Source organism: Pararhizobium sp. (assembly GCF_965279435.1).
GTDB lineage: Bacteria > Pseudomonadota > Alphaproteobacteria > Rhizobiales > Rhizobiaceae > Pararhizobium.
This window is the reverse complement of the sequence record NZ_CBDIHY010000003.1, coordinates 2,653,362-2,670,806: the sequence shown is the minus strand read 5'-3', so window position 1 is coordinate 2,670,806 and position 17,445 is coordinate 2,653,362. Positions and strand designations below refer to the sequence as shown.

At 61.5% G+C, this 17,445-nt stretch carries 18 protein-coding genes; 10 read left to right on the top strand and 8 right to left on the bottom strand.

The window, feature by feature from the left end; translation table 11 throughout:
* Positions 1-27: 27 nt before the first annotated feature.
* The 6 genes from ACQY8Q_RS18495 (at position 28) to tam (ending at position 4,172) form a co-directional block, all read left to right on the top strand.
* Positions 28-1,068 (top strand): zinc-dependent alcohol dehydrogenase family protein, encoded by a 1,041-nt coding sequence (locus ACQY8Q_RS18495; protein ID WP_428427908.1) that lies wholly within the window; start codon positions 28-30, stop codon positions 1,066-1,068.
* Positions 1,069-1,280: 212 nt separating this feature from the next.
* Complete coding sequence (locus tag ACQY8Q_RS18490) at positions 1,281-1,448, top strand: Thivi_2564 family membrane protein (RefSeq protein WP_113242950.1); 168 nt, start codon at positions 1,281-1,283, stop codon at positions 1,446-1,448.
* Between the two features lie 84 nt (positions 1,449-1,532).
* The gene (locus tag ACQY8Q_RS18485) at positions 1,533-1,739 is read left to right on the top strand and encodes a hypothetical protein (RefSeq protein ID WP_162743609.1); all 207 of its coding nucleotides are present in this window, start codon (positions 1,533-1,535) and stop codon (positions 1,737-1,739) included.
* A gap of 140 nt (positions 1,740-1,879) precedes the next feature.
* Positions 1,880-2,449 (top strand): phosphatase, encoded by a 570-nt coding sequence (locus ACQY8Q_RS18480; RefSeq protein ID WP_428429815.1) that lies wholly within the window; start codon positions 1,880-1,882, stop codon positions 2,447-2,449.
* A gap of 217 nt (positions 2,450-2,666) precedes the next feature.
* Positions 2,667-3,317, top strand: a complete 651-nt coding sequence (locus tag ACQY8Q_RS18475; protein ID WP_428427907.1) for a haloacid dehalogenase type II — start codon at positions 2,667-2,669, stop codon at positions 3,315-3,317.
* An 84-nt stretch (positions 3,318-3,401) separates the two neighbouring features.
* A complete protein-coding gene (tam, locus tag ACQY8Q_RS18470) occupies positions 3,402-4,172 on the top strand; it encodes a trans-aconitate 2-methyltransferase (protein WP_428427906.1) in 771 nt (256 codons plus the stop codon).
* A gap of 22 nt (positions 4,173-4,194) precedes the next feature.
* On the opposite strand, the gene ACQY8Q_RS18465 is transcribed toward tam, so the two are convergent.
* Positions 4,195-5,427 (bottom strand): serine hydrolase domain-containing protein, encoded by a 1,233-nt coding sequence (locus ACQY8Q_RS18465; protein WP_428429814.1) that lies wholly within the window; start codon positions 5,425-5,427, stop codon positions 4,195-4,197.
* 67 nt (positions 5,428-5,494) lie between these two features.
* The gene (locus ACQY8Q_RS18460; protein WP_428427905.1) at positions 5,495-6,895 is read right to left on the bottom strand and encodes an alginate export family protein; all 1,401 of its coding nucleotides are present in this window, start codon (positions 6,893-6,895) and stop codon (positions 5,495-5,497) included.
* 328 nt (positions 6,896-7,223) lie between these two features.
* Between ACQY8Q_RS18460 and ACQY8Q_RS18455 the strand changes: the two genes are divergently transcribed.
* Together ACQY8Q_RS18455 and tsaA are read left to right on the top strand one after the other, a co-directional pair.
* A complete protein-coding gene (locus tag ACQY8Q_RS18455; RefSeq protein ID WP_428427904.1) occupies positions 7,224-9,185 on the top strand; it encodes an elongation factor G in 1,962 nt (653 codons plus the stop codon).
* 71 nt (positions 9,186-9,256) lie between these two features.
* A complete protein-coding gene (gene tsaA, locus ACQY8Q_RS18450) occupies positions 9,257-9,781 on the top strand; it encodes a tRNA (N6-threonylcarbamoyladenosine(37)-N6)-methyltransferase TrmO (protein ID WP_428427903.1) in 525 nt (174 codons plus the stop codon).
* A 7-nt stretch (positions 9,782-9,788) separates the two neighbouring features.
* Here tsaA and ACQY8Q_RS18445 read toward each other — a convergent pair whose 3' ends face one another.
* From ACQY8Q_RS18445 to ACQY8Q_RS18425, 5 genes are all read right to left on the bottom strand, one after another.
* Positions 9,789-10,001 carry a TOBE domain-containing protein gene (locus ACQY8Q_RS18445; RefSeq protein ID WP_428427902.1) on the bottom strand — a complete coding sequence of 71 codons (213 nt, stop codon included), beginning with the start codon at positions 9,999-10,001 and terminating at the stop codon, positions 9,789-9,791.
* Between the two features lie 116 nt (positions 10,002-10,117).
* The gene (locus ACQY8Q_RS18440; protein ID WP_428427901.1) at positions 10,118-10,717 is read right to left on the bottom strand and encodes a YdeI/OmpD-associated family protein; all 600 of its coding nucleotides are present in this window, start codon (positions 10,715-10,717) and stop codon (positions 10,118-10,120) included.
* Between the two features lie 15 nt (positions 10,718-10,732).
* Positions 10,733-11,431, bottom strand: a complete 699-nt coding sequence (locus ACQY8Q_RS18435) for a gamma-glutamylcyclotransferase (RefSeq protein ID WP_428427900.1) — start codon at positions 11,429-11,431, stop codon at positions 10,733-10,735.
* A gap of 188 nt (positions 11,432-11,619) precedes the next feature.
* Positions 11,620-12,225, bottom strand: coding sequence for a dihydrofolate reductase family protein (locus ACQY8Q_RS18430; protein ID WP_428427899.1), 606 nt, complete (start codon positions 12,223-12,225; stop codon positions 11,620-11,622).
* A gap of 51 nt (positions 12,226-12,276) precedes the next feature.
* Positions 12,277-13,173 (bottom strand): LysR family transcriptional regulator, encoded by an 897-nt coding sequence (locus ACQY8Q_RS18425; RefSeq protein ID WP_428427898.1) that lies wholly within the window; start codon positions 13,171-13,173, stop codon positions 12,277-12,279.
* 165 nt (positions 13,174-13,338) lie between these two features.
* On the opposite strand from ACQY8Q_RS18425, the gene ACQY8Q_RS18420 reads away from it, so the two are divergent.
* Both ACQY8Q_RS18420 and ACQY8Q_RS18415 read left to right on the top strand, forming a co-directional pair.
* Positions 13,339-14,520: an MFS transporter gene (locus ACQY8Q_RS18420; RefSeq protein WP_428427897.1), complete on the top strand. Its 1,182-nt coding sequence runs from the start codon at positions 13,339-13,341 to the stop codon at positions 14,518-14,520.
* Positions 14,521-14,616: 96 nt separating this feature from the next.
* Positions 14,617-15,450: an aldo/keto reductase gene (locus ACQY8Q_RS18415; RefSeq protein WP_428427896.1), complete on the top strand. Its 834-nt coding sequence runs from the start codon at positions 14,617-14,619 to the stop codon at positions 15,448-15,450.
* Between the two features lie 287 nt (positions 15,451-15,737).
* On the opposite strand, the gene ACQY8Q_RS18410 is transcribed toward ACQY8Q_RS18415, so the two are convergent.
* Positions 15,738-17,423, bottom strand: a complete 1,686-nt coding sequence (locus ACQY8Q_RS18410; RefSeq protein ID WP_428427895.1) for a calcium-binding protein — start codon at positions 17,421-17,423, stop codon at positions 15,738-15,740.
* Between the last annotated feature and the right edge of the window lie 22 nt (positions 17,424-17,445).

Here is a 17,445-nt window from a genome sequence, read left to right as displayed (position 1 = left end):
GCCGCCAGAAGCAAAGGGACCCGTTCGATGAAAGCCATGTATTACGACGCCTTCGGCAAGACGCCCGACATTCGCGTGCTGCCCGACCCGACCCCGAGTGCGGATGGGGTGGTCATCAAGGTCGAGGCGACCGGGCTTTGCCGCAGCGACTGGCACGGCTGGATGGGGCATGATCCCGATATCGCCCTGCCACATGTGCCGGGCCACGAACTGGCGGGCACCGTTGCCGCAACGGGAAAAGGCGTGTTGCGCTATAAGGTCGGCGACCGGGTGACCGTGCCGTTCGTTTCCGGCTGCGGCCGTTGCGGCGAGTGCCATTCGGGCAATCAACAGGTCTGCGCCAACCAGTTCCAGCCGGGCTTTACCCATTGGGGCTCGTTTGCCGAATACGTGGCGATCGATTTTGCCGACCAGAACCTCGTGCATCTGCCCGAAAATCTCGACTATGCCACAGCCGCCAGCCTCGGCTGCCGGTTTGCCACGTCGTTCCGCGCCATCGTCGATCAGGGCCGGGTGCGCGGCGGTGAATGGGTGGCGGTGCATGGCTGCGGCGGTGTCGGCCTGTCGGCGATCATGATCGCCACGGCGCTCGGCGCCAATGTCATCGCCATCGATATTTCCGAGACAAAACTGTCGTTTGCCCGCGAGATCGGCGCGGTCGCCACCATCGACGGCAGCGTTACCGGCGACGTGGCTGAGGCCGTGCGCGAGATCACCAAAGGCGGCGCGCATGTGTCGATCGATGCGCTCGGCTCGCCCGTCACCTGCTTCAACTCGATCAAGAACCTGCGCCGCCGCGGCCGCCATGTGCAGGTCGGGCTGATGCTTGGCGAGCATGCCAGCCCGCAGATTCCGATGGGCCAGGTGATCGGCCATGAGCTGGAAATCTACGGCAGCCACGGCATGCAGGCCTGGCGCTACGAGGCAATGATGGCGATGCTGGAGACGGGCAAGCTCAACCCGCAAAAACTGATCGGCCGCCATATCAGTCTGGAAGAAGCGGTGCCGGCACTGATGACGATGGACACGGCCCAGGACCTCGGCATCAGCGTCATCACGCGGTTCTGAGGCAAACAGCCACCGTGGCAGCTGGGGCGTTGTACCTGCGGGATGACGCGTCCCGCAGACGGCCGTTTGCATCCGCTGCCGGGGAGCCGCCGCTTGGCGGCGGCATATCACCTGACGATTATATTCTGCCAGCGGCAGCTTCCCTTAAGCCATTCGCGCCCTATTTCATGTCTTGCCGCGTCAATGCGTCGTTCTTTTTAGGAGTGGGATAAATGGCAACATCCATGCTGATCAGTATTCTGATCACATTTCTCGTCATCGTACTTGTTTTGTATCTTGTAGCGCGCCTGCCGATCGATGGCCGCGCCAAGCAGATCGTCCAGATCATCGTAATCATCATCGGCATTATTTCGCTTCTGAAATACCTCGCGGTGTTTTAAACATCGTTGCAGGTTCAAACGTCCCGGGCGGGAGAACGATCTCCCGCCATGGTTCCTTTCACGTTTCAAAGCGAGTTCATTCCATTGACCGATAAAACCGACGTCAAAGTTCCTGGTAAAGTAACCGTGCGGCGCAGCCCGGACGAAACGTCCGCTGCTGCCCTCAACATCATCAATCAGGAACTGGTGGCGCGAAACAAGAAGACCGCGATGCTGAAAGCCCTGCGGCTCGGTCAGGAACAGGCTGAAGAAAAGCCGGTGAAGAAGGCTGCCGCCAAGAAGAAGAAATAAGCGGCGGCATTGCCAAATTGACGAGGACCGAGCTGGGTCCTCGCGGCAAGCTTAGACATCCTCCCTCAAAAAACCTCTTCCCCAGCCCCCGTTGTCGCTGATATTTTCGCGCCTTACGGCAACGGAATCACGAGGCGATGATGGCCATGGCGGCTGAAAAGCAGGAGAAGCAGGCGGAGGCACTTTATGCACCATTGCTTGCGGCCAATGCGGGACATCCGCATGGCTGGCCGGTGCGGGTGATCGTCTCATCGCAGACGGAAGCGCGGCATAACAAGGCCGTCTGGGCGCCGAGCCACCTGATCTCGATCCGGGCGCCGGGGACCAAACTTCTGTCAATGATCGATCTGCCGTCCGAGCGGCATCTCGAATTGCTGTTCGGCGATGTCACCGATCCGGATGAGGGGGATGCGGCCAAGCCCGGCCATATCGAGCAGGCCTTTGCGTTTATCGACGGCCTGCCCCAGGATGCGCATCTCCTCATTCACTGCCTGCGCGGCATCGGCCGGTCGACGGCGCTGACACTTGGAGTTCTTGCCCGTTACATGGAACCGGAGGATGCGGCAGCGGCGCTGCATGGGCTGAGGCCAGAGGCCAAACCGAACCGGCATGTGACCGGGCTTTGCGACACGGTGCTCCGCCTCAAGGGTCGGCTGGCCAAGCAGGCGCTGCGGTTTCCCGCCAAGGTGTGGAAACCCACGAAGAGTTGATCGCGATTGCGCCGATACCCCGGATCGCGTGGAGAAAGATTGTGCGGCGCACAAATCTTTGACATGATCCCGGTAGAGAACCGTATGGAAGCGGCAATCGCAAGATGCCCTCGCCTTGACACCGGCAGGCGGCGGAATAACGCGATCAATCAAGGCGATGTCCCTCTGTCTCGTGTCTTGACAGAGAGCGGCGTCCGGGAAATGACGGGAGAGTTCGATGTCTCATGCGGCCTATGTGTTCGATGCCTATGGCACGTTGTTCGACGTGCATGCGGCCGTGCGCAGGCATGCGGGCGCGATGGGGCCGGATGGCCAGGCCTTTTCCGATCTCTGGCGGGCCAAGCAGCTGGAATATTCCTGGATCCGCACCCTGATGGGCACCTATACCGATTTCTGGGCGCTGACCGAGCAGTCGCTGGACTATGCCTTTGCGCGCTTTCCCTCCGCTGACAGAAAGCTCAAGGCAGCACTGCTCGACGCCTACTGGCATCTCGACTGCTATCCGGAAGTGCCAAGCGTGCTGAAGCACCTGAAGGATCGCGGCGCCCGCATCGCCATCCTGTCGAACGGCACGCCGCAGATGCTGCAATCGGCGGTGAAGAAGGCGGGGCTGGACCTGATCATCGACGACATCTTTTCGGTCGAGACGGTCAAGGCCTTCAAGACCGCACCCGCCGTCTACGACATGGTGACAACCACCTACCGGCTTTATCCTGATGCCGTCTCTTTCCAGTCGTCCAACCGCTGGGATATTGCCGGCGCCACCAAATTCGGCTTCCGCACTGTCTGGATCAACCGGGCCAACATGCCCGACGAATATGCCGATTTCGGCCCGTCGCTGATCCTGCCGTCGCTGGAAAGTCTCTAGGGTATTTTTTGTTTTTACGCATTTCCGGGCGCAAAACCGCTTCGCACTTGTGCTGGAACTGCTCTAACACTCAAAGGACACGTCATGTCTTGGTCTGCGGAACAATATATGAAATTCGAAGACGAGCGCACCCGGCCGGCCCGCGACCTGCTCGACCAGATCCCCAACCTGCCGGATGGCGCGCTCTACGATCTTGGCTGCGGACCAGGCAATTCGACCGAGCTGATCCACGACCGTTTTCCGGCCTATATGCTGACCGGCATCGACAGCGACGAGAACATGCTGGTGGCGGCGCGCAAGCGCATGAGCCATACGCGGTTCGAGAAGGGTGACCTGACGCACTGGAAGCCGCCGCAGCGCGCCGTGCTGTTCTTTGCCAATGCCGTTTTTCAATGGCTGCCGGATCATCTGAGCACGATCGAACGGCTAATGGGCGAACTGATCCCCGGTGGCACGATTGCGGTGCAGATGCCGGATAATCTCGACGAGCCGTCGCATGCGTCGATGCGGGAACTGGCGGAAGACCCGCGCTTTTCGCAGTATTTTCCGAATGGCGGAGAGCGCCGCGCCGCCCTGCCCGCACCGTCCGTCTATCTCGACCGGCTGGAAGCAAAATGCATCAAGATCGATGTCTGGCACACGATCTATTATCATCGCCTGGCAAACGCCGAAGCCATCGTCGAATGGGTCAAGGGCACCGGCCTTCGCCCCTATCTCGACGCGCTTCCGGCCGATGCGCGCGAAGCCTATCTGGCGGCCTATCTGCGCCGCATCCGCGAGGCCTATCCGCCGCTTGCGGACGGACGCGTGCTGTTGAAATTCCCGCGCCTGTTCGTGGTGGCGGTGAAGCGGTAAACATCCACCGCCCACCCGGGAACTACGGCTTTTTCATCAGATGGTCGGCAACTGCCTCGAAGCCCGGCAGCGTCGTCGGGTCGTTGGCGGCATTGCCGGCTGTCGGGTGCGAAGAGAAGCGGGCAATGACCATGCGCGCCGCCGGGTCGATATAGATCGACTGGCCGTGCACGCCGCGCGCCATGTAAGCGCCGTGCGCATTGTGCGACACCCACCACATGCCGCGATAGCTCCAGCCGGGAAGATTGGCATAGCCGGCCTTCTCGAAGGCGGCCTTGTCGCCGCCACCGCGAATGCTTTTGATCGCCGCTTCCGGCACCAGCCGTTCGCCGCCCACGACCCCATCATCAAGCAGCAGCTGACCGATCCGGGACATGTCGCGCAGACCGGCGTTCAGACCGCCACCAGCAAACGGTGTACCAATGGAATCAACCGTGTAATAGGCATCCTGCTCCGCGCCCATCTTGCTCCAGATACGCTCCGACAGCAGATCGGCAACCGACTTGCCGCTGACGCGCGCGATGATCCAGCCGAGCGCATCGGTGTTGATCGTCTTGTAGCCGAAGGCAACGCCGTGTTCGCCCTGTTTGGCGACGGTCTGCAGATATTCGAAATAGCTCTGCGGGCCTTTGTAATCGGCCGGTTTTGGCAGGGGATTTCCGGCGGCCGAATAGGTCCAGACATCGGCGTCGGGATCAGCATAATCCTCGCTGTAGCGCAGGCCGGTGGTCATATCGAGCACCTGGCGCACCGTCGCATCGCCAAAGGCGCTCTTTGCCAATTCCGGCACGATGGTGGCAACCTTTGCCGTCTCATCAAGCTTGCCTTCCGCCACCAGCATTTCGCCGAGCAACCCGGTCAGCGATTTCGTCACCGACATCGCGCCGTGCTGGCCGGCCTCGTCGAGGCAGCCGGAATAGCGCTCATAGACCACCTTGCCCTCATGCAGGACGACAATTCCGTCGGTATAGTTGGCCGACAGCGACTGCGCCCAGGTCATGGGTGTGCTCGCGCCCGTTGGCGTGAACGTCAGGCCATCGATTGCCGCATCGATCGTCCGCTCGAGAGGACGTGGTGCGCCGAGCCCGCGGCTGACACCGACCGTCGGCATCAGCTGGCGGAAATGGCAGACGGTCCAGCGCATCTTCGGAAAACTGAAATAATCCGGATCGGAAAAACGGATGATCTTGTCGGCCGGCGGTGGCGCGCCCACCATCCAGCCTAGCGCCTTCGGATCGGATTGTTCGGCCGTCATCGCTGCTCCCTGTGCATGACCCAAAGCCGGCATCGACAGGGTGGCAAGGGCGATTGCGGTGCTGATCCTAAAAATTGACGACCACATTGATGAAGCCTCCTGTCCAGTTCGGTGCTTTTTTGCCAATCGCGGCGTCCAGTCCGGCGCCCGGGAACGACACGCTGACCCCGGCGGTGAGGTAGGTATTGGCATTCACGACGCGATTGTATTCGAGATAAACGTCATCCGTGAGGTGTTTTTTGGTGACACCTGCGACCGGATTGGGAACACCGTTGGCAAGCTCGATGCGGGTGCCCTGACCAAACTGGATCGGGCTTTTCAGGTCGTTGGCGCTGACACGCGCATAGCGTAGCGTCAGCGTATCGCGCTCGGTCGGGCGGACGCTGAGGCTCACCTGATGGGCGTTGACGTTGGAATTGATGAAGACCATCGACGATTTCGAGCCGGTCGACCAGGCGCTAGGGCTTCCCTCGAAATAGAGGGGATCGAAGCGTTCGAGCTTCGAAGTCGACGGGTCGTCGCCGGAAAAGCTCTGGTAGCCATAGGCAAGGGTCGGAGTCCAGGAGAGCTCGGCAAAGGTGTAACCGGCCTGGACACGAAAGGCATAGGCCTGCATGTCGATGGCGTTGTTCCATTCATAGGCAAAATCACCGGCAACGAAGACATTGTCGAGCGGATTGGCGCGGCCATAGAGATTGACGAAAGTCAGGCCGTCACGGGCGCCCGGCAGGATCGACGGCACGCCGACACCGTTGGGAGCAGCCTTGGGATAAGGGGCGTTCGATTGCGGCACATAGCCGAAGGTGAGACCGGCATAGGTCTCCGATTCACCGTCATAGCGGATATCGCCGCCGACGATGCGAGTGCCGCTGTCGTTTCGCTTCAATTCGTTGGCATCGAGATAGAAGGCGGTGGCGGACACCGGACCGGCATCGAAGCGGGCAAGGGCTGCATCTTCCCACGCCTTGCGCGGCCCCAGCTTCAAGGCGCCGCGTTCAAAACCGCTGGTACCGCCATTGGCGATCAGCATGCCGGTACCGGCCTTGAATTCGCGCGGGCCGAGCGACAGGTCGAAGGCTGGGCCGCTGCCATCATCTTCGGAGCGGATACCGAGATAACCTTCCTCCAACGTCAGGCGGCCGGTATTGCCGACAGCGAAGGCATCGACGCCGATCGTGCCGGATGCGACAGCCGAGATCTTGCCGTAGATGGCAAGCCCGGCACCTACCTCCTGGGTAAAACTCAGGCCCGGCATCAGGTAACCTTCAAGCCAATCCGTATCGGAATCGAAATCCGCATCGGGGGCGAAGATATCTCCATAGTTCCAAAACAGGTTCTGCTCGGCCACGGCATTGACGCCGACCTGCAGATGCGCCCGCAGCATGAAACCATCGCGGTCGATCAGCAGCATTGGATCGTCTGCAAGGGCGGCCTTGGGAGACAGCAGCGCCACTGCCATGACAGCCATGCTGACCGGTCCGGCATGGCGGCAAGGCTGTCTCTGGCGCCTGCCCGTCTGGGAATGCGTCATCGTGTAGTGCCACTCCTACAGGACAGGGTCTGTGACGTGTTGTTCAGAACCCCGCCGTCCACCTCATCGGAACGGCTGATGCCGCCATCGGTTTTCAACCCGTATCACAGTCTGTCTATCCGATTCCCCGCCGGCATGCGCGCCACGATAACGCATTCGGCAAGATTACACGCCAACCGGACAATCAGCCCTCTGGCGCGCGGCCCCGGTTCAGGGCATCCTGTGGCCACAGAGAATTGTGCTTATGGCTGTTGGAGGACCGCCCATGCGCTGCTTTACTGTACTTGGACCGTCGCAGACCGGAAAATCGACGATCGTCGAAAAGCTCGGATCGCTGGAGGGCACCCCGAGAAAATCCATCTCTCCCTACGGACTGAACCTCACGGAATTCACCTTCGGCAACGAAGCCTGGTGTGCACTGGATGCGCCGGGGCTGAACGAGGCGATTGCCCATGCACAGCAGGCGCTTCTGGCCAGCGATGCCTGTATTCTCTGCGTTTCGCCCGCTCCGGAAGAAGCGGTGCTTGCGGCGCCCTATCTCAGGATGATCGAAGCATCGGGCACGCCCTGCATCCTGTTCGTCAACCGGATGGACGAGCCGAGGGGGCGGTTGCGCGACGTGATCGCCGCGCTTCAGGATTATGCCAGCCATACGCTGTTGTTGCGCCAGATTCCGATCCGCGAGGGCGACCGGATCGTCGGCAGCTGCGACCTGATTTCCGAACGGGCCTGGCGCTACCGCGAAGGCCAGACCTCGGCGCTGATCGCCATTCCAGACAGCGCCTCTGAGCGCGAGCATGAGGCCCGCACCGAACTTCTGGAGCACCTGTCGGAATTCGACGACTGGCTGCTGGAAGAACTGATCGAGGACCGCGAGCCGCCAAGCGATGCGCTCTACGTCATCGCCACGCGGGTACTGCGCGAAAACAAGATCATCCCGGTGCTGATCGGTGCCGCCAGCCATGGCAACGGCATGATGCGGCTGATGAAGGCGCTGCGCCATGAGGCGCCACCGGTGGATGCGCTGCGCGACCGTCTTGCTGCCGCCGGCAAGATCGACAAGACCAAGCTCAAGGCCGTCAGCTTTCACGCCTATCATCGCCAGAATATCGGCAAGACGGTTTTGGCCCGGGCGCTCAGCGATGGGCTGAAACAAGGAGCGTCTCTGGGCGGTTCGGGGCTGGGCGCCGTGCAGGCCCCCGCCAACGGCAAGGGAAATACGGCGTTTACCCCGGCGGCCGGCGATCTCTTTGCGACGGTGAAATCCGATCACCTGCCCGTGCCGGCACTGCTGACGGCTAATGCCGCCCTTGCCGCACCTGAATGGACGCAAGCGCCGACGCCGATGCTAGAAAGGATATTGGTGCCCGGCAGCGAGCGTGACGAGAACAAGCTTTCGGAAACGCTGGCAAAACTGTCGGAGACCGATCGCAGCCTTAAAATCCTGCAGGAAGAAGGAACCGGCGCCCAGATGGTCTGCGCCCAGGGACCGGTGCATCTGCGCGATCTGCTGCGCACGCTCTCCGACGTCTTTCACGTCACCGCGAGCGAGCGTGCACCGACCCCGGTCTATCGCGAGACGATCTCGAAACCGGCCGAAGTGCACTACCGCCACCGCAAGCAGACCGGCGGCGCCGGGCAGTTTGCCGATGTGAAACTGACCATCCATCCCAACGGGCGCGGCCAGGGCTTTTCCTTTGGCGAAACCGTCAAGGGCGGTGTGGTGCCGCGCAACTACATTCCGGCCGTGGAAGCGGGAGCCCGCGAGGCGATGGACAAGGGGCCGCTGGGCTTTGCGGTCATCGATGTCGGCGTGACGCTGACCGACGGCCAGCACCATGCGGTCGACAGTTCCGAACATGCGTTCCGCTCGGCGTCAAAGATGGGCGTGCGGCAGGCGCTTTCGGAAGGTGCGGCGGTGTTGATGCAGCCGGTGTTCCGCAGCGAAATCCACATCCCCTCGGTCTATTCCGGCAATCTGGTGCAGATCGTCTCGTCGCTGAAGGGACAGGTGCTCGGCTTCGACCGGGACGAGGCCGCCAAGGGCTGGGATATTTTTCGCGCCCTTGTTCCCGGCGGCGCGCTTGACGAACTGGCCCGCGCTCTGCGCTCGGCCACGCAAGGCATCGGCTATTTCTCAAAAACCTTCGACCATTTCGAGGAGTTGTATGGCAAGGAAGCGGATGCGATCGTCAGGGCACATGGGGCGCAGCGCACCGAGCGCTGAGACGGCCGAGACGATGGACATCGGCACCGCGCTTTTCTAGGAAGGATGAACAGCGACAGCGGGGGCAATCGATGGTTCGGGAAAACGAAATACGCGAGAACGAGGTTGCTGTGACCACGCCGCAGGATGCCGATGCGTCGCTGGTCTTCATCGGCCGCATCTCGACACCGTGGACATCGCGGCTGGAATGCCCCAGGCAGGGGCGTCACGATGGACCGCTCTGCCGCATCGAAATTTTCGACCTGTGGGTTCCGGCGCTTCAGGGTGTCGAAGCCTATGAGCGGCTGGAAATTCTCTATTGGCTCGACCGGTCGCGCCGCGATCTCGTGCTGCAGAGCCCGGCCAACAGCGGCAAGGTGCACGGCACCTTCTCGCTGCGGTCTCCCGTGCGCCCCAATCCGATCGGCACGTCGATCATCAAGCTCGAGGCGGTCGAGGGCAATGTCCTGCTCGTCCGTGGTCTCGATTGCCTCGACGGCACGCCGCTGATCGACCTGAAGCCGGATCGCACGCTGTTCACGCCGATCGCCCCACCGCAGCGGGGCGATTTCGAGACTGGCGATGCCGGAGAGGCCCGCCATTTCAAGACGTTGTAGGGAGAAGTTAGTCGTCGACCGCGACCATCACGTCGGATGCCTTGACAACGGCATAGGCCGATCCGCCGACCGTCAGTTCCAGTTCATCAACCGCCTGATTGGTGATCGACGCGGTGACGATAGCGCCATTGCCGATATCGATGCGGACATGCGCCGTGGTGGCGCCCTTGGTGATTTCGACGATTGTGCCCTTGAGGCGGTTGCGCGCGCTGATCTTCATGTGATTTCTCCCTGGTTCGAAGCAAGCTTATTATTACACAGGCTGCTGTTCCGCACGATATATCGCGGCAACCGACGGATGTCATCGTGCCGACACACGGAACACAGCGCACCGAACTACGCCTTGCTGCGGCGCGGATGGATGGTTTCGCCACGGCCCAGCATGGCGACCAGTTTTTCGATGATGCCGGCGCGGGTGTCCGGTTTCTTGGCGGTGTGAACGCGATAGAGAACGGCATAGCGGTTGGCGCTGTCCAGCGTTTCGAACAAGGTCTTGGCGCCCTCGTTTTCGTTGAGCGCCTGCTGCAGGTCGGCCGGTACGGTGATGGTGCTCTGGGACTGATAGGCAATCTCCCAGCGCCCATCGGCCTTGGCCCGTTCGATTTCTGCAAGACCGGCCGGACGCATGCGGCCCGCCTCGATCAGCGCCTCTGCCCGCTTGCAATTGATCGCCGACCACTTGCTTTTCGGCCGCCGTGGCGTGAAGCGGATCAGCCAATAAGTGTCATCAAACGGTTTCAGCTGGCCATCGATCCAGCCGTGGCAAAGCGCCAGATCGATGGCGTCAGGCTTTGAAACGGTCGCCACGCCCGACGCCTTCTTGGCGAATTTCAGCCACAGCCCGTTCGCCGATGGCGGCTGGCTGGCGAGCCAGCTTTCCCATTCGGCGGCACCGGCAAAAGCCAATACGGGCAGCTCTGTTTGATCTGCGGCCATGAGCGGTTTCTCCTGTCAGCGCGCCTGCGGCTCCAGGATCTCCTGATGAATGGACCTGATTTCTTCGGCGACGAGGTGTTGCAGGCGCCAGAGATTGCGGTCGTGGATACCAAAATCCTCCAGATGCGACACGGTGTTGTAGAGATATTCCGCCCCCGATCCGAAATGTCCGCAGGCCCGTGCCAGGATTCCCGCAACGTGGTCCAAAGGCTGGCGGGAGCGGATGCGCTCGCCGGTGGCGCCGACCCAGAAACCCAGTGCCCGGCAGGGGCCGCTTTCGGATTTGACCGGCAGCCAGCGGACGGCATCGATATTTTCAAAGGCGCTGACTTCACGGCGCAGCATACGTTCGATCTGGGCGGCGCGGTCATCGTCCGGCAGCCGGTAGATGACGCCGTCGCAGCGGCCGCCGCGTTCCAGCGCCATCATCAAGCCCGGCTGATCATGCGATCCGCGCCAGCGGTTGATATGCAGGCAGAACGACCGGTGCCAGCCGAAGGCCGTTGCCCGCTGCCGGTCGATCGCCTCGAATTCCGGTTTCCAGATCAGCGAGCCATAGGCAAATACCCAGAGCGGCTCGCCGTGGCTTTCCCGTTCAAGTGCTTCCGCAAGTTCGCGATATTGCGAATCACTGATCTCGGTCCAGCGCCCATCCGGCCCCGGATCAGTCACGTCCTTGTGGCAGAGCGCCACCAGATCCGGTGTCAGGGTCATTTTTCGGGATTGAGGCATATGATCTCGTCTCGCAGGACAGTGTCTGAAGAAGCATGTGGGGCCTGCGTGCCCAGACTGCCAGAGCGAATTCATCAGTCAAGCGGTTCGGCCGCCACCCGATACCTGCATTTTCCGTGCGGCAAGTAATCCGGCCAGCCGCCGCTCAACACACGCATTATCAGACATGGTCATGCAGGCCGGTAAATCTGCGCCACCGAGCCTCCCGGAAAAGCTGTTGCTCTGATCAGTTTGAGGCGCCTTGCCGGGGCGACCTCGGAAAAGATCGGCACGCCCTTGCCGAGCACCACCGGATGCACCAGCAAAACATATTGATCGATCAAATTCTTAGCGATGAGGCTGCGCGCGAAGCCGCCGCCGCCGTGGGCGATGATCGGCTTGCCGTCCCCGGTCTTCAGCCTGGCGATTTCCTCGACCAGATCGCCGCTGGCCACGTAGGCTTCACCCCAACTTTCCGCGCCGGGCTGCAGCTGCCCGGACTGAGTGCTTCCCGCGTGCGCCTTTGCGTCCTTCAGAACCACCGCCCCTTGTTTTGAAAACACGGCCTTCGGAATCTGGTTCATCGGCGGCGCGAACACTCCGGTGGAGGTCGGCCAGAAAGCGGCCATGTCCCGGAAAGTACGGCTGCCCATGATGTACAGGCTGGCGTTCGACACGGTCTCCACGCTCCAGGCAATGGCCTGCTGGTCGCCGCTGAACATCCATTCGTTTTTGCCGTCAGGGCCGCTGACAAAGCCGTCGAGCGACATGGACATTTTCAGGATCAACTCTCTCATCGTTTTCTCCTCGCGCTGGCCCCGCCTAAGACAAGCGACAGCATGCACGCATTAATCCACCTTTGCGGCAAGAAAATCGATGAAGGCGCGGATGCGGGCGGCCAGATGCTCGTGACCCGCAAAAACCGCATGCACCTGTTCCGGTTCGTGCGGATTGTAATCCGCAAGCACTTCCACCAGTCTGCCACTGGCAATATCCGGATCGACATCGAATTTGCCGATGCGGGCAATGCCGAGGCCAGTCAGGCAGAGGTTGCGGGCAATCGAGCCGCTGGAAGCCTGCACATTGCCGGGGGCCGGGCGCGTATAGCGCGCGTTGCTTGCCGGGTCGCGAAACATCCATTCGCCCGGATTGCGGCCGAAGGTGAAGGTGATGCAATTGTGCGCGCCCAGATCATCCGGCCGTTGCGGCGTCCCATGCCGCGCCAGGTATTGCGGCGTCGCCACCGTGATGCGGTGACTGTCGAGGAGCTTTCGCGCCTTCAGGCTCGAATCCCGCATCGACCCGACGCGGATGGCGATGTCGGTGCGCTCCTCGATCAGATCGATGACGCCGTCCGTCAACGACAGCTCAAGCCGGACCTCCGGATACATCGCCAGGAACTCGCCAGCCAGCGGTATGATGAAGCGCTCGCCGAAGCCGACAGTGGCGTTCACCCGTAAAAGTCCGCGTGGTGTTGCCAGCCCGCCGCCGGCAACGATCTGCTCGGTCTCGGCAATATCCGCCAGGATGCGCTGCGCCCGGGAGAGATAGATTTCTCCCTCGGGCGTCAAAAGCAGCGACCGGGTGGTCCGCACCAAAAGGCGGGTGCCCAGCCGGTCCTCGATGCGGGTGACCAGCTTGCTGACCGCAGAGGGCGACAGCTTCAACCGCCGTCCGGCCGCCGAAAAGCTCTTTGCCTCTGCCGCCGTGACAAACACCTCCATTTCGCCTGCCCGGTTGTCCATTCGTCCGCATCCTGTGAATTCAATTCACAGGCATTTATCCATTCCTATGGATTATCGCGCAAGTGCCTTTGGCCCATATTCCACTCAACGAAACCCATGACGGCCCGGATATCCGGTGCGCCGCCACCAACACGCCGGCCTCCCACCGGCGACAAAGGTGCTTCCATGCCTCTTGCCCTCTTTGCACTGACGATCGCGGCCTATGCGATCGGAACCACGGAATTCGTCATCGTCGGCCTGTTGCCGACCGTCGCCACCGATCTCGGCATCACCTTGCCGCTGGCAGGATTGATCGTTTCGATCTATGCGCTCGGCGTCACATTTGGCGCGCCGATCCTCACCGCGCTGACCGGCCGCATCGAGCGCAAGCCGCTGCTTCTCGGCCTGATGGCACTGTTCATCGCCGGCAATGCGATGGCAGCACTCAGCCCGTCCTATGAGACATTGCTGATCGCCCGCGTGCTTTCGGCCTTTGCGCATGGCGTGTTCTTCTCCGTCGGCGCCACCATTGCTGCCGACCTCGTCCCGGAAAATCGCCGCGCCTCGGCCATCGCGCTGATGTTCATGGGGTTGACGGTTGCCATCGTCACCGGCGTTCCGCTCGGTACTTTAATTGGCCAGACGTTCGGCTGGCGCGCCACCTTCTGGGCCGTGGCAGGTCTCGGCGTCATCGCACTGACCGCAATCGCCGCCCTGTTGCCCTCCACCCTGTCGAAGGCGGAACCGGCCAGCATTCTCGATCAGGTCCGCGTGCTGGGCTCCGGCCGCCTGCTGCTGGTGTTCGGCATGACGGCGCTCGGCTATGGCGGCACGTTCGTCACCTTCACCTTCCTTGCGCCGATGCTGCAGGATGTCACCGGCTTTGCCGCCTCCTCCGTCAGCCTCGTTCTGGTGCTCTATGGCCTGGCGATCGCTGCGGGCAATATCATCGGCGGCCGCCTTGCCGACCGCAATCCGGTCAAGGCGCTGGTCTGGCTGTTTGCCGCCCAGGCTGCCGTGCTGGTGATCTTCTCCTTCACTGCGGTTTCGACGATCCCTGCCCTGATCACGCTGGCAGCACTCGGCTTCCTGTCGTTCGCCAATGTGCCCGGCCTGCAGCTCTATGTCGTGCAGCTGGCCAAGCAGCACCGCCCCGGCGCCGTCGACGTCGCCTCGGCGCTGAACATCGCCGCCTTCAACCTCGGCATTGCCGCCGGCGCCTGGATCGGCGGCCTGGTGGTCGCCTCACCGCTCGGGCTTCAGGCAACGCCATGGGTCGGAGCGATCCTGGTCGCAGGCGCGCTCGTGCTCACCGTCATCAGCGGCATGCTCGACCGCAAGCCGGAGCCGATTGCTCAGGCCGCTTGACAAGCACGGCTTGACCAAATCGGCGTACGCCACATCTATCAGATATCATTCCAGGCCCGGCCATGTGCCGGGTCTCCTCCCTGAAAGGACATTTCCATGCAGACAGTCAGCGCCAACGGCGCCAACATTCCCGCTCTGGGCTTCGGCACCTTCCGCATGCCCGGCCCCGACGTACTTCGGATCGTGCCGCAAGCCATCAAGCTCGGTTTCCGCCACATCGATACGGCGCAGATCTATCGCAACGAGGCAGAAGTCGGCGAAGCGATCGAGGCATCTGGCGTTGCCCGCAGCGACATCTTCCTCACCACCAAGGTCTGGGTCGATCATTACAAGCATGCCGACTTCCTCGCCTCGGTCGATGAAAGCCTGAAGAAGCTGCGCACCGATTATGTCGATCTGCTGCTTTTGCATTGGCCCAGCAGCGGCGTGCCGCTCTCCGAACAGATCGGCGCACTGAACGACGTGAAAAAGACCGGCAAGGTCAAGAATATCGGCGTCAGCAATTTCAACACGGTACTGATGGCGCAGTCGGTGGAACTCAGCGAAGCACCGATCGCCACCAACCAAATCGAATATCACCCGTATCTCGACCAGGCGAAGGTTCTGGAAGCGGCCCGCTCCACCGGCATGTCGGTCACCGCCTATTACGCCATGGCCGACGGCAAGGTGCCGAACGAGCCGCTTTTGAAAGACATCGGCTCACGGCATGGCAAGACCGCTGCCCAGGTGGTGTTGCGCTGGCTGACCCAGCAGAAGGATGTGATCACACTCTCGAAGACGGCAACCGAAAGCCGCCTCAACGAAAACTTCGACATCTTCGATTTCGATCTCACCAGCGACGAGATGGCCGCCATCCACAAACTCGCCCGCCCGAACGGCCGCATCGTCAGCCCCGGTGGCCTGGCCCCAGACTGGGACCGGGCAGACTGATCAGTTTGGGACAACTGAGCCGTTTTCTCACGCGTGGCAGGTTACTGGGGAAATTAAGCGATAGCCAAATCCTCCGTCATTCCTGTGCCCGTCACAGGAATCCGACCAGCCTAAGTCTTTGGGATGAAATGTCTTTTGACCCGACAGACGTCGGGTTTCTGGATCCCCGCCACGAGGGCGGGGATGACGGAGAGTGGGGTGGCTCTCTCGCCAGACAATCGATTTCAGGGTTTGTCCACGGCGTGAGCCGCCGGGACGACCGGCGGCTTTCTCCCCCACCCGCGCCCTCAGACGATAAAGAAATCCGCCTGCGTCAGTGCGAGGTTCTTGGACAGAAGGGCAAACTGGATACCGGCTGCCGATCCGCTGCCATCGGCATCGTAGAACAGCTTGCCCGTATCCTTTTCGTAGATGATCCGGTCGCTTGCATCACCGGCCAGCCCCGTCAGGTTGCTGGCAAAGGCAGCGGCGGTCAGTCCGCCGGCTTTGGTCAGCGCTGTGAAAACAGCATTCTCCAGCCGGACCGTATCGTCAGCGACGTTAAAATCGCTGATCGTATCGATATTGGTGCTGCCAAGCTTGCTATCGAAAACGAAACTGTCCTTGCCTGCGCCGCCCAACAGCCTGTCGAGGCCGAGACCACCGTTCAATATGTCGCTTCCAGCCAGGCCGGACAGGACATTCTTGCCGACATTGCCGGTGAGGACGTTGTTCAGGATATTGCCAGCGCCAATGAGATCCGCCGCTCCCATCAGGGTCAGATTTTCGACATTGGCTGCCAGCGTGTAGTTTACGGTGGACTTGACCAGATCCGTGCCCTCACCGGCCGCTTCGACAATCGCGTCGCCGCCATCGATCACATAGGTATCGTTGCCGGTCAGCCCGGTGAGCGTATCCTTGCCGCCACCACCGTTCAGCGTATCATTACCGGAGGCACCGATGATCGACTGTGCGAAGGTGTTCCCCGTCAGCGTTACCGCCTTGACCGTGCTCGACAGGTTGGCAAAAACCAGCTGCTCTATCTCCTGATTGGCTGCAAGGGTATAGTTCACCAGCGTAACCACCACGTCGCTGCCGCCGCCCTTGGCCTCGACAACGCAATCCCTGACATTGTCGACCAGATAAAAATCGCCACCCGCGCCGCCGCTCAGGTAATCCGCCCCCGTGCCGCCATCGAGCGTGTCGGGATCCGCGCCGCCGTAGAGTTCGTCGTCACCCGCTCCGCCGGTCAACCGGTCCGTGCCCCCCTCGCCGGTAAGGATGTCGTTGCCGGCACCACCGTCCAGATCGTCGGCATCGGCACCACCGATGAAGTTATCGGCTCCCTTGCCGCCGATCATGTAGTCCTGCCCATCACCACCAAAGACCGAGCCGTCAATGGTGCCATAGGCGCCATCATAGCGGTCGCTGCCTTTGCCGAGCGCGATATCACCGAGGATTACGCCATCATTGACGATGGTATCGGCAGCCGTGCCTTGCGACGAGAAGGCGTAGGCGAGCCCCTCGATCGTACCGTTGTTGTAAAGATACAGCGCGTCCGTACCCCGGTTGACGATGGCAATATTGCCCTCGATCACGCCGCTATTGCTGATCTGGCTCAAACCGGACACACCCGCCGGCGCACTGGCGTTGATGTCGATACCGCTACCGGCGCTCCAGATCGAACCGCGATTGTCGATGTCTCCATTGTAGCTCGCCATGGAAATACCCGTTGCAAAGCCACTGACATCGCCGGCCTTGCCGATGAGAACACTGTTACCGTGATTTGCCGCAGCCCCGAACGTGATCCCGGCCGTTGCGCCGACCAGCGTGCCCTGGATATTCACTTTAATGCCGTTGCCGACCCCGTCGATTGCCGCGTTGTCGGTCGAGCCGACCAGAACACCAGCCCGGACATAGGCGATCTCTCCCGTAACAAGCGAAGCCTGAACGCCGACATCGACGGTATCAATATTGAAAATAGTGGACGGCATTGTGCAATTTCCGATCGATGGA

Bases quoted from the DNA above. Each gene is read 5' to 3' on its own strand.
- ACQY8Q_RS18495 (WP_428427908.1), top strand. From the start codon at position 28: ATGAAAGCCATGTATTACGACGCCTTCGGCAAGACGCCCGACATTCGC.
- ACQY8Q_RS18490 (WP_113242950.1), top strand. From the start codon at position 1,281: ATGGCAACATCCATGCTGATCAGTATTCTGATCACATTTCTCGTCATC.
- ACQY8Q_RS18480 (WP_428429815.1), top strand. From the start codon at position 1,880: ATGGCCATGGCGGCTGAAAAGCAGGAGAAGCAGGCGGAGGCACTTTAT.
- ACQY8Q_RS18475 (WP_428427907.1), top strand. From the start codon at position 2,667: ATGTCTCATGCGGCCTATGTGTTCGATGCCTATGGCACGTTGTTCGAC.
- tam (WP_428427906.1), top strand. From the start codon at position 3,402: ATGTCTTGGTCTGCGGAACAATATATGAAATTCGAAGACGAGCGCACC.
- ACQY8Q_RS18465 (WP_428429814.1), bottom strand. From the start codon at position 5,427: ATGACGGCCGAACAATCCGATCCGAAGGCGCTAGGCTGGATGGTGGGC.
- ACQY8Q_RS18460 (WP_428427905.1), bottom strand. From the start codon at position 6,895: ATGGCTGTCATGGCAGTGGCGCTGCTGTCTCCCAAGGCCGCCCTTGCA.
- ACQY8Q_RS18455 (WP_428427904.1), top strand. From the start codon at position 7,224: ATGCGCTGCTTTACTGTACTTGGACCGTCGCAGACCGGAAAATCGACG.
- tsaA (WP_428427903.1), top strand. From the start codon at position 9,257: ATGGTTCGGGAAAACGAAATACGCGAGAACGAGGTTGCTGTGACCACG.
- ACQY8Q_RS18445 (WP_428427902.1), bottom strand. From the start codon at position 10,001: ATGAAGATCAGCGCGCGCAACCGCCTCAAGGGCACAATCGTCGAAATC.
- ACQY8Q_RS18440 (WP_428427901.1), bottom strand. From the start codon at position 10,717: ATGGCCGCAGATCAAACAGAGCTGCCCGTATTGGCTTTTGCCGGTGCC.
- ACQY8Q_RS18435 (WP_428427900.1), bottom strand. From the start codon at position 11,431: ATGACCCTGACACCGGATCTGGTGGCGCTCTGCCACAAGGACGTGACT.
- ACQY8Q_RS18430 (WP_428427899.1), bottom strand. From the start codon at position 12,225: ATGAGAGAGTTGATCCTGAAAATGTCCATGTCGCTCGACGGCTTTGTC.
- ACQY8Q_RS18425 (WP_428427898.1), bottom strand. From the start codon at position 13,173: ATGGACAACCGGGCAGGCGAAATGGAGGTGTTTGTCACGGCGGCAGAG.
- ACQY8Q_RS18420 (WP_428427897.1), top strand. From the start codon at position 13,339: ATGCCTCTTGCCCTCTTTGCACTGACGATCGCGGCCTATGCGATCGGA.
- ACQY8Q_RS18415 (WP_428427896.1), top strand. From the start codon at position 14,617: ATGCAGACAGTCAGCGCCAACGGCGCCAACATTCCCGCTCTGGGCTTC.
- ACQY8Q_RS18410 (WP_428427895.1), bottom strand. From the start codon at position 17,423: ATGCCGTCCACTATTTTCAATATTGATACCGTCGATGTCGGCGTTCAG.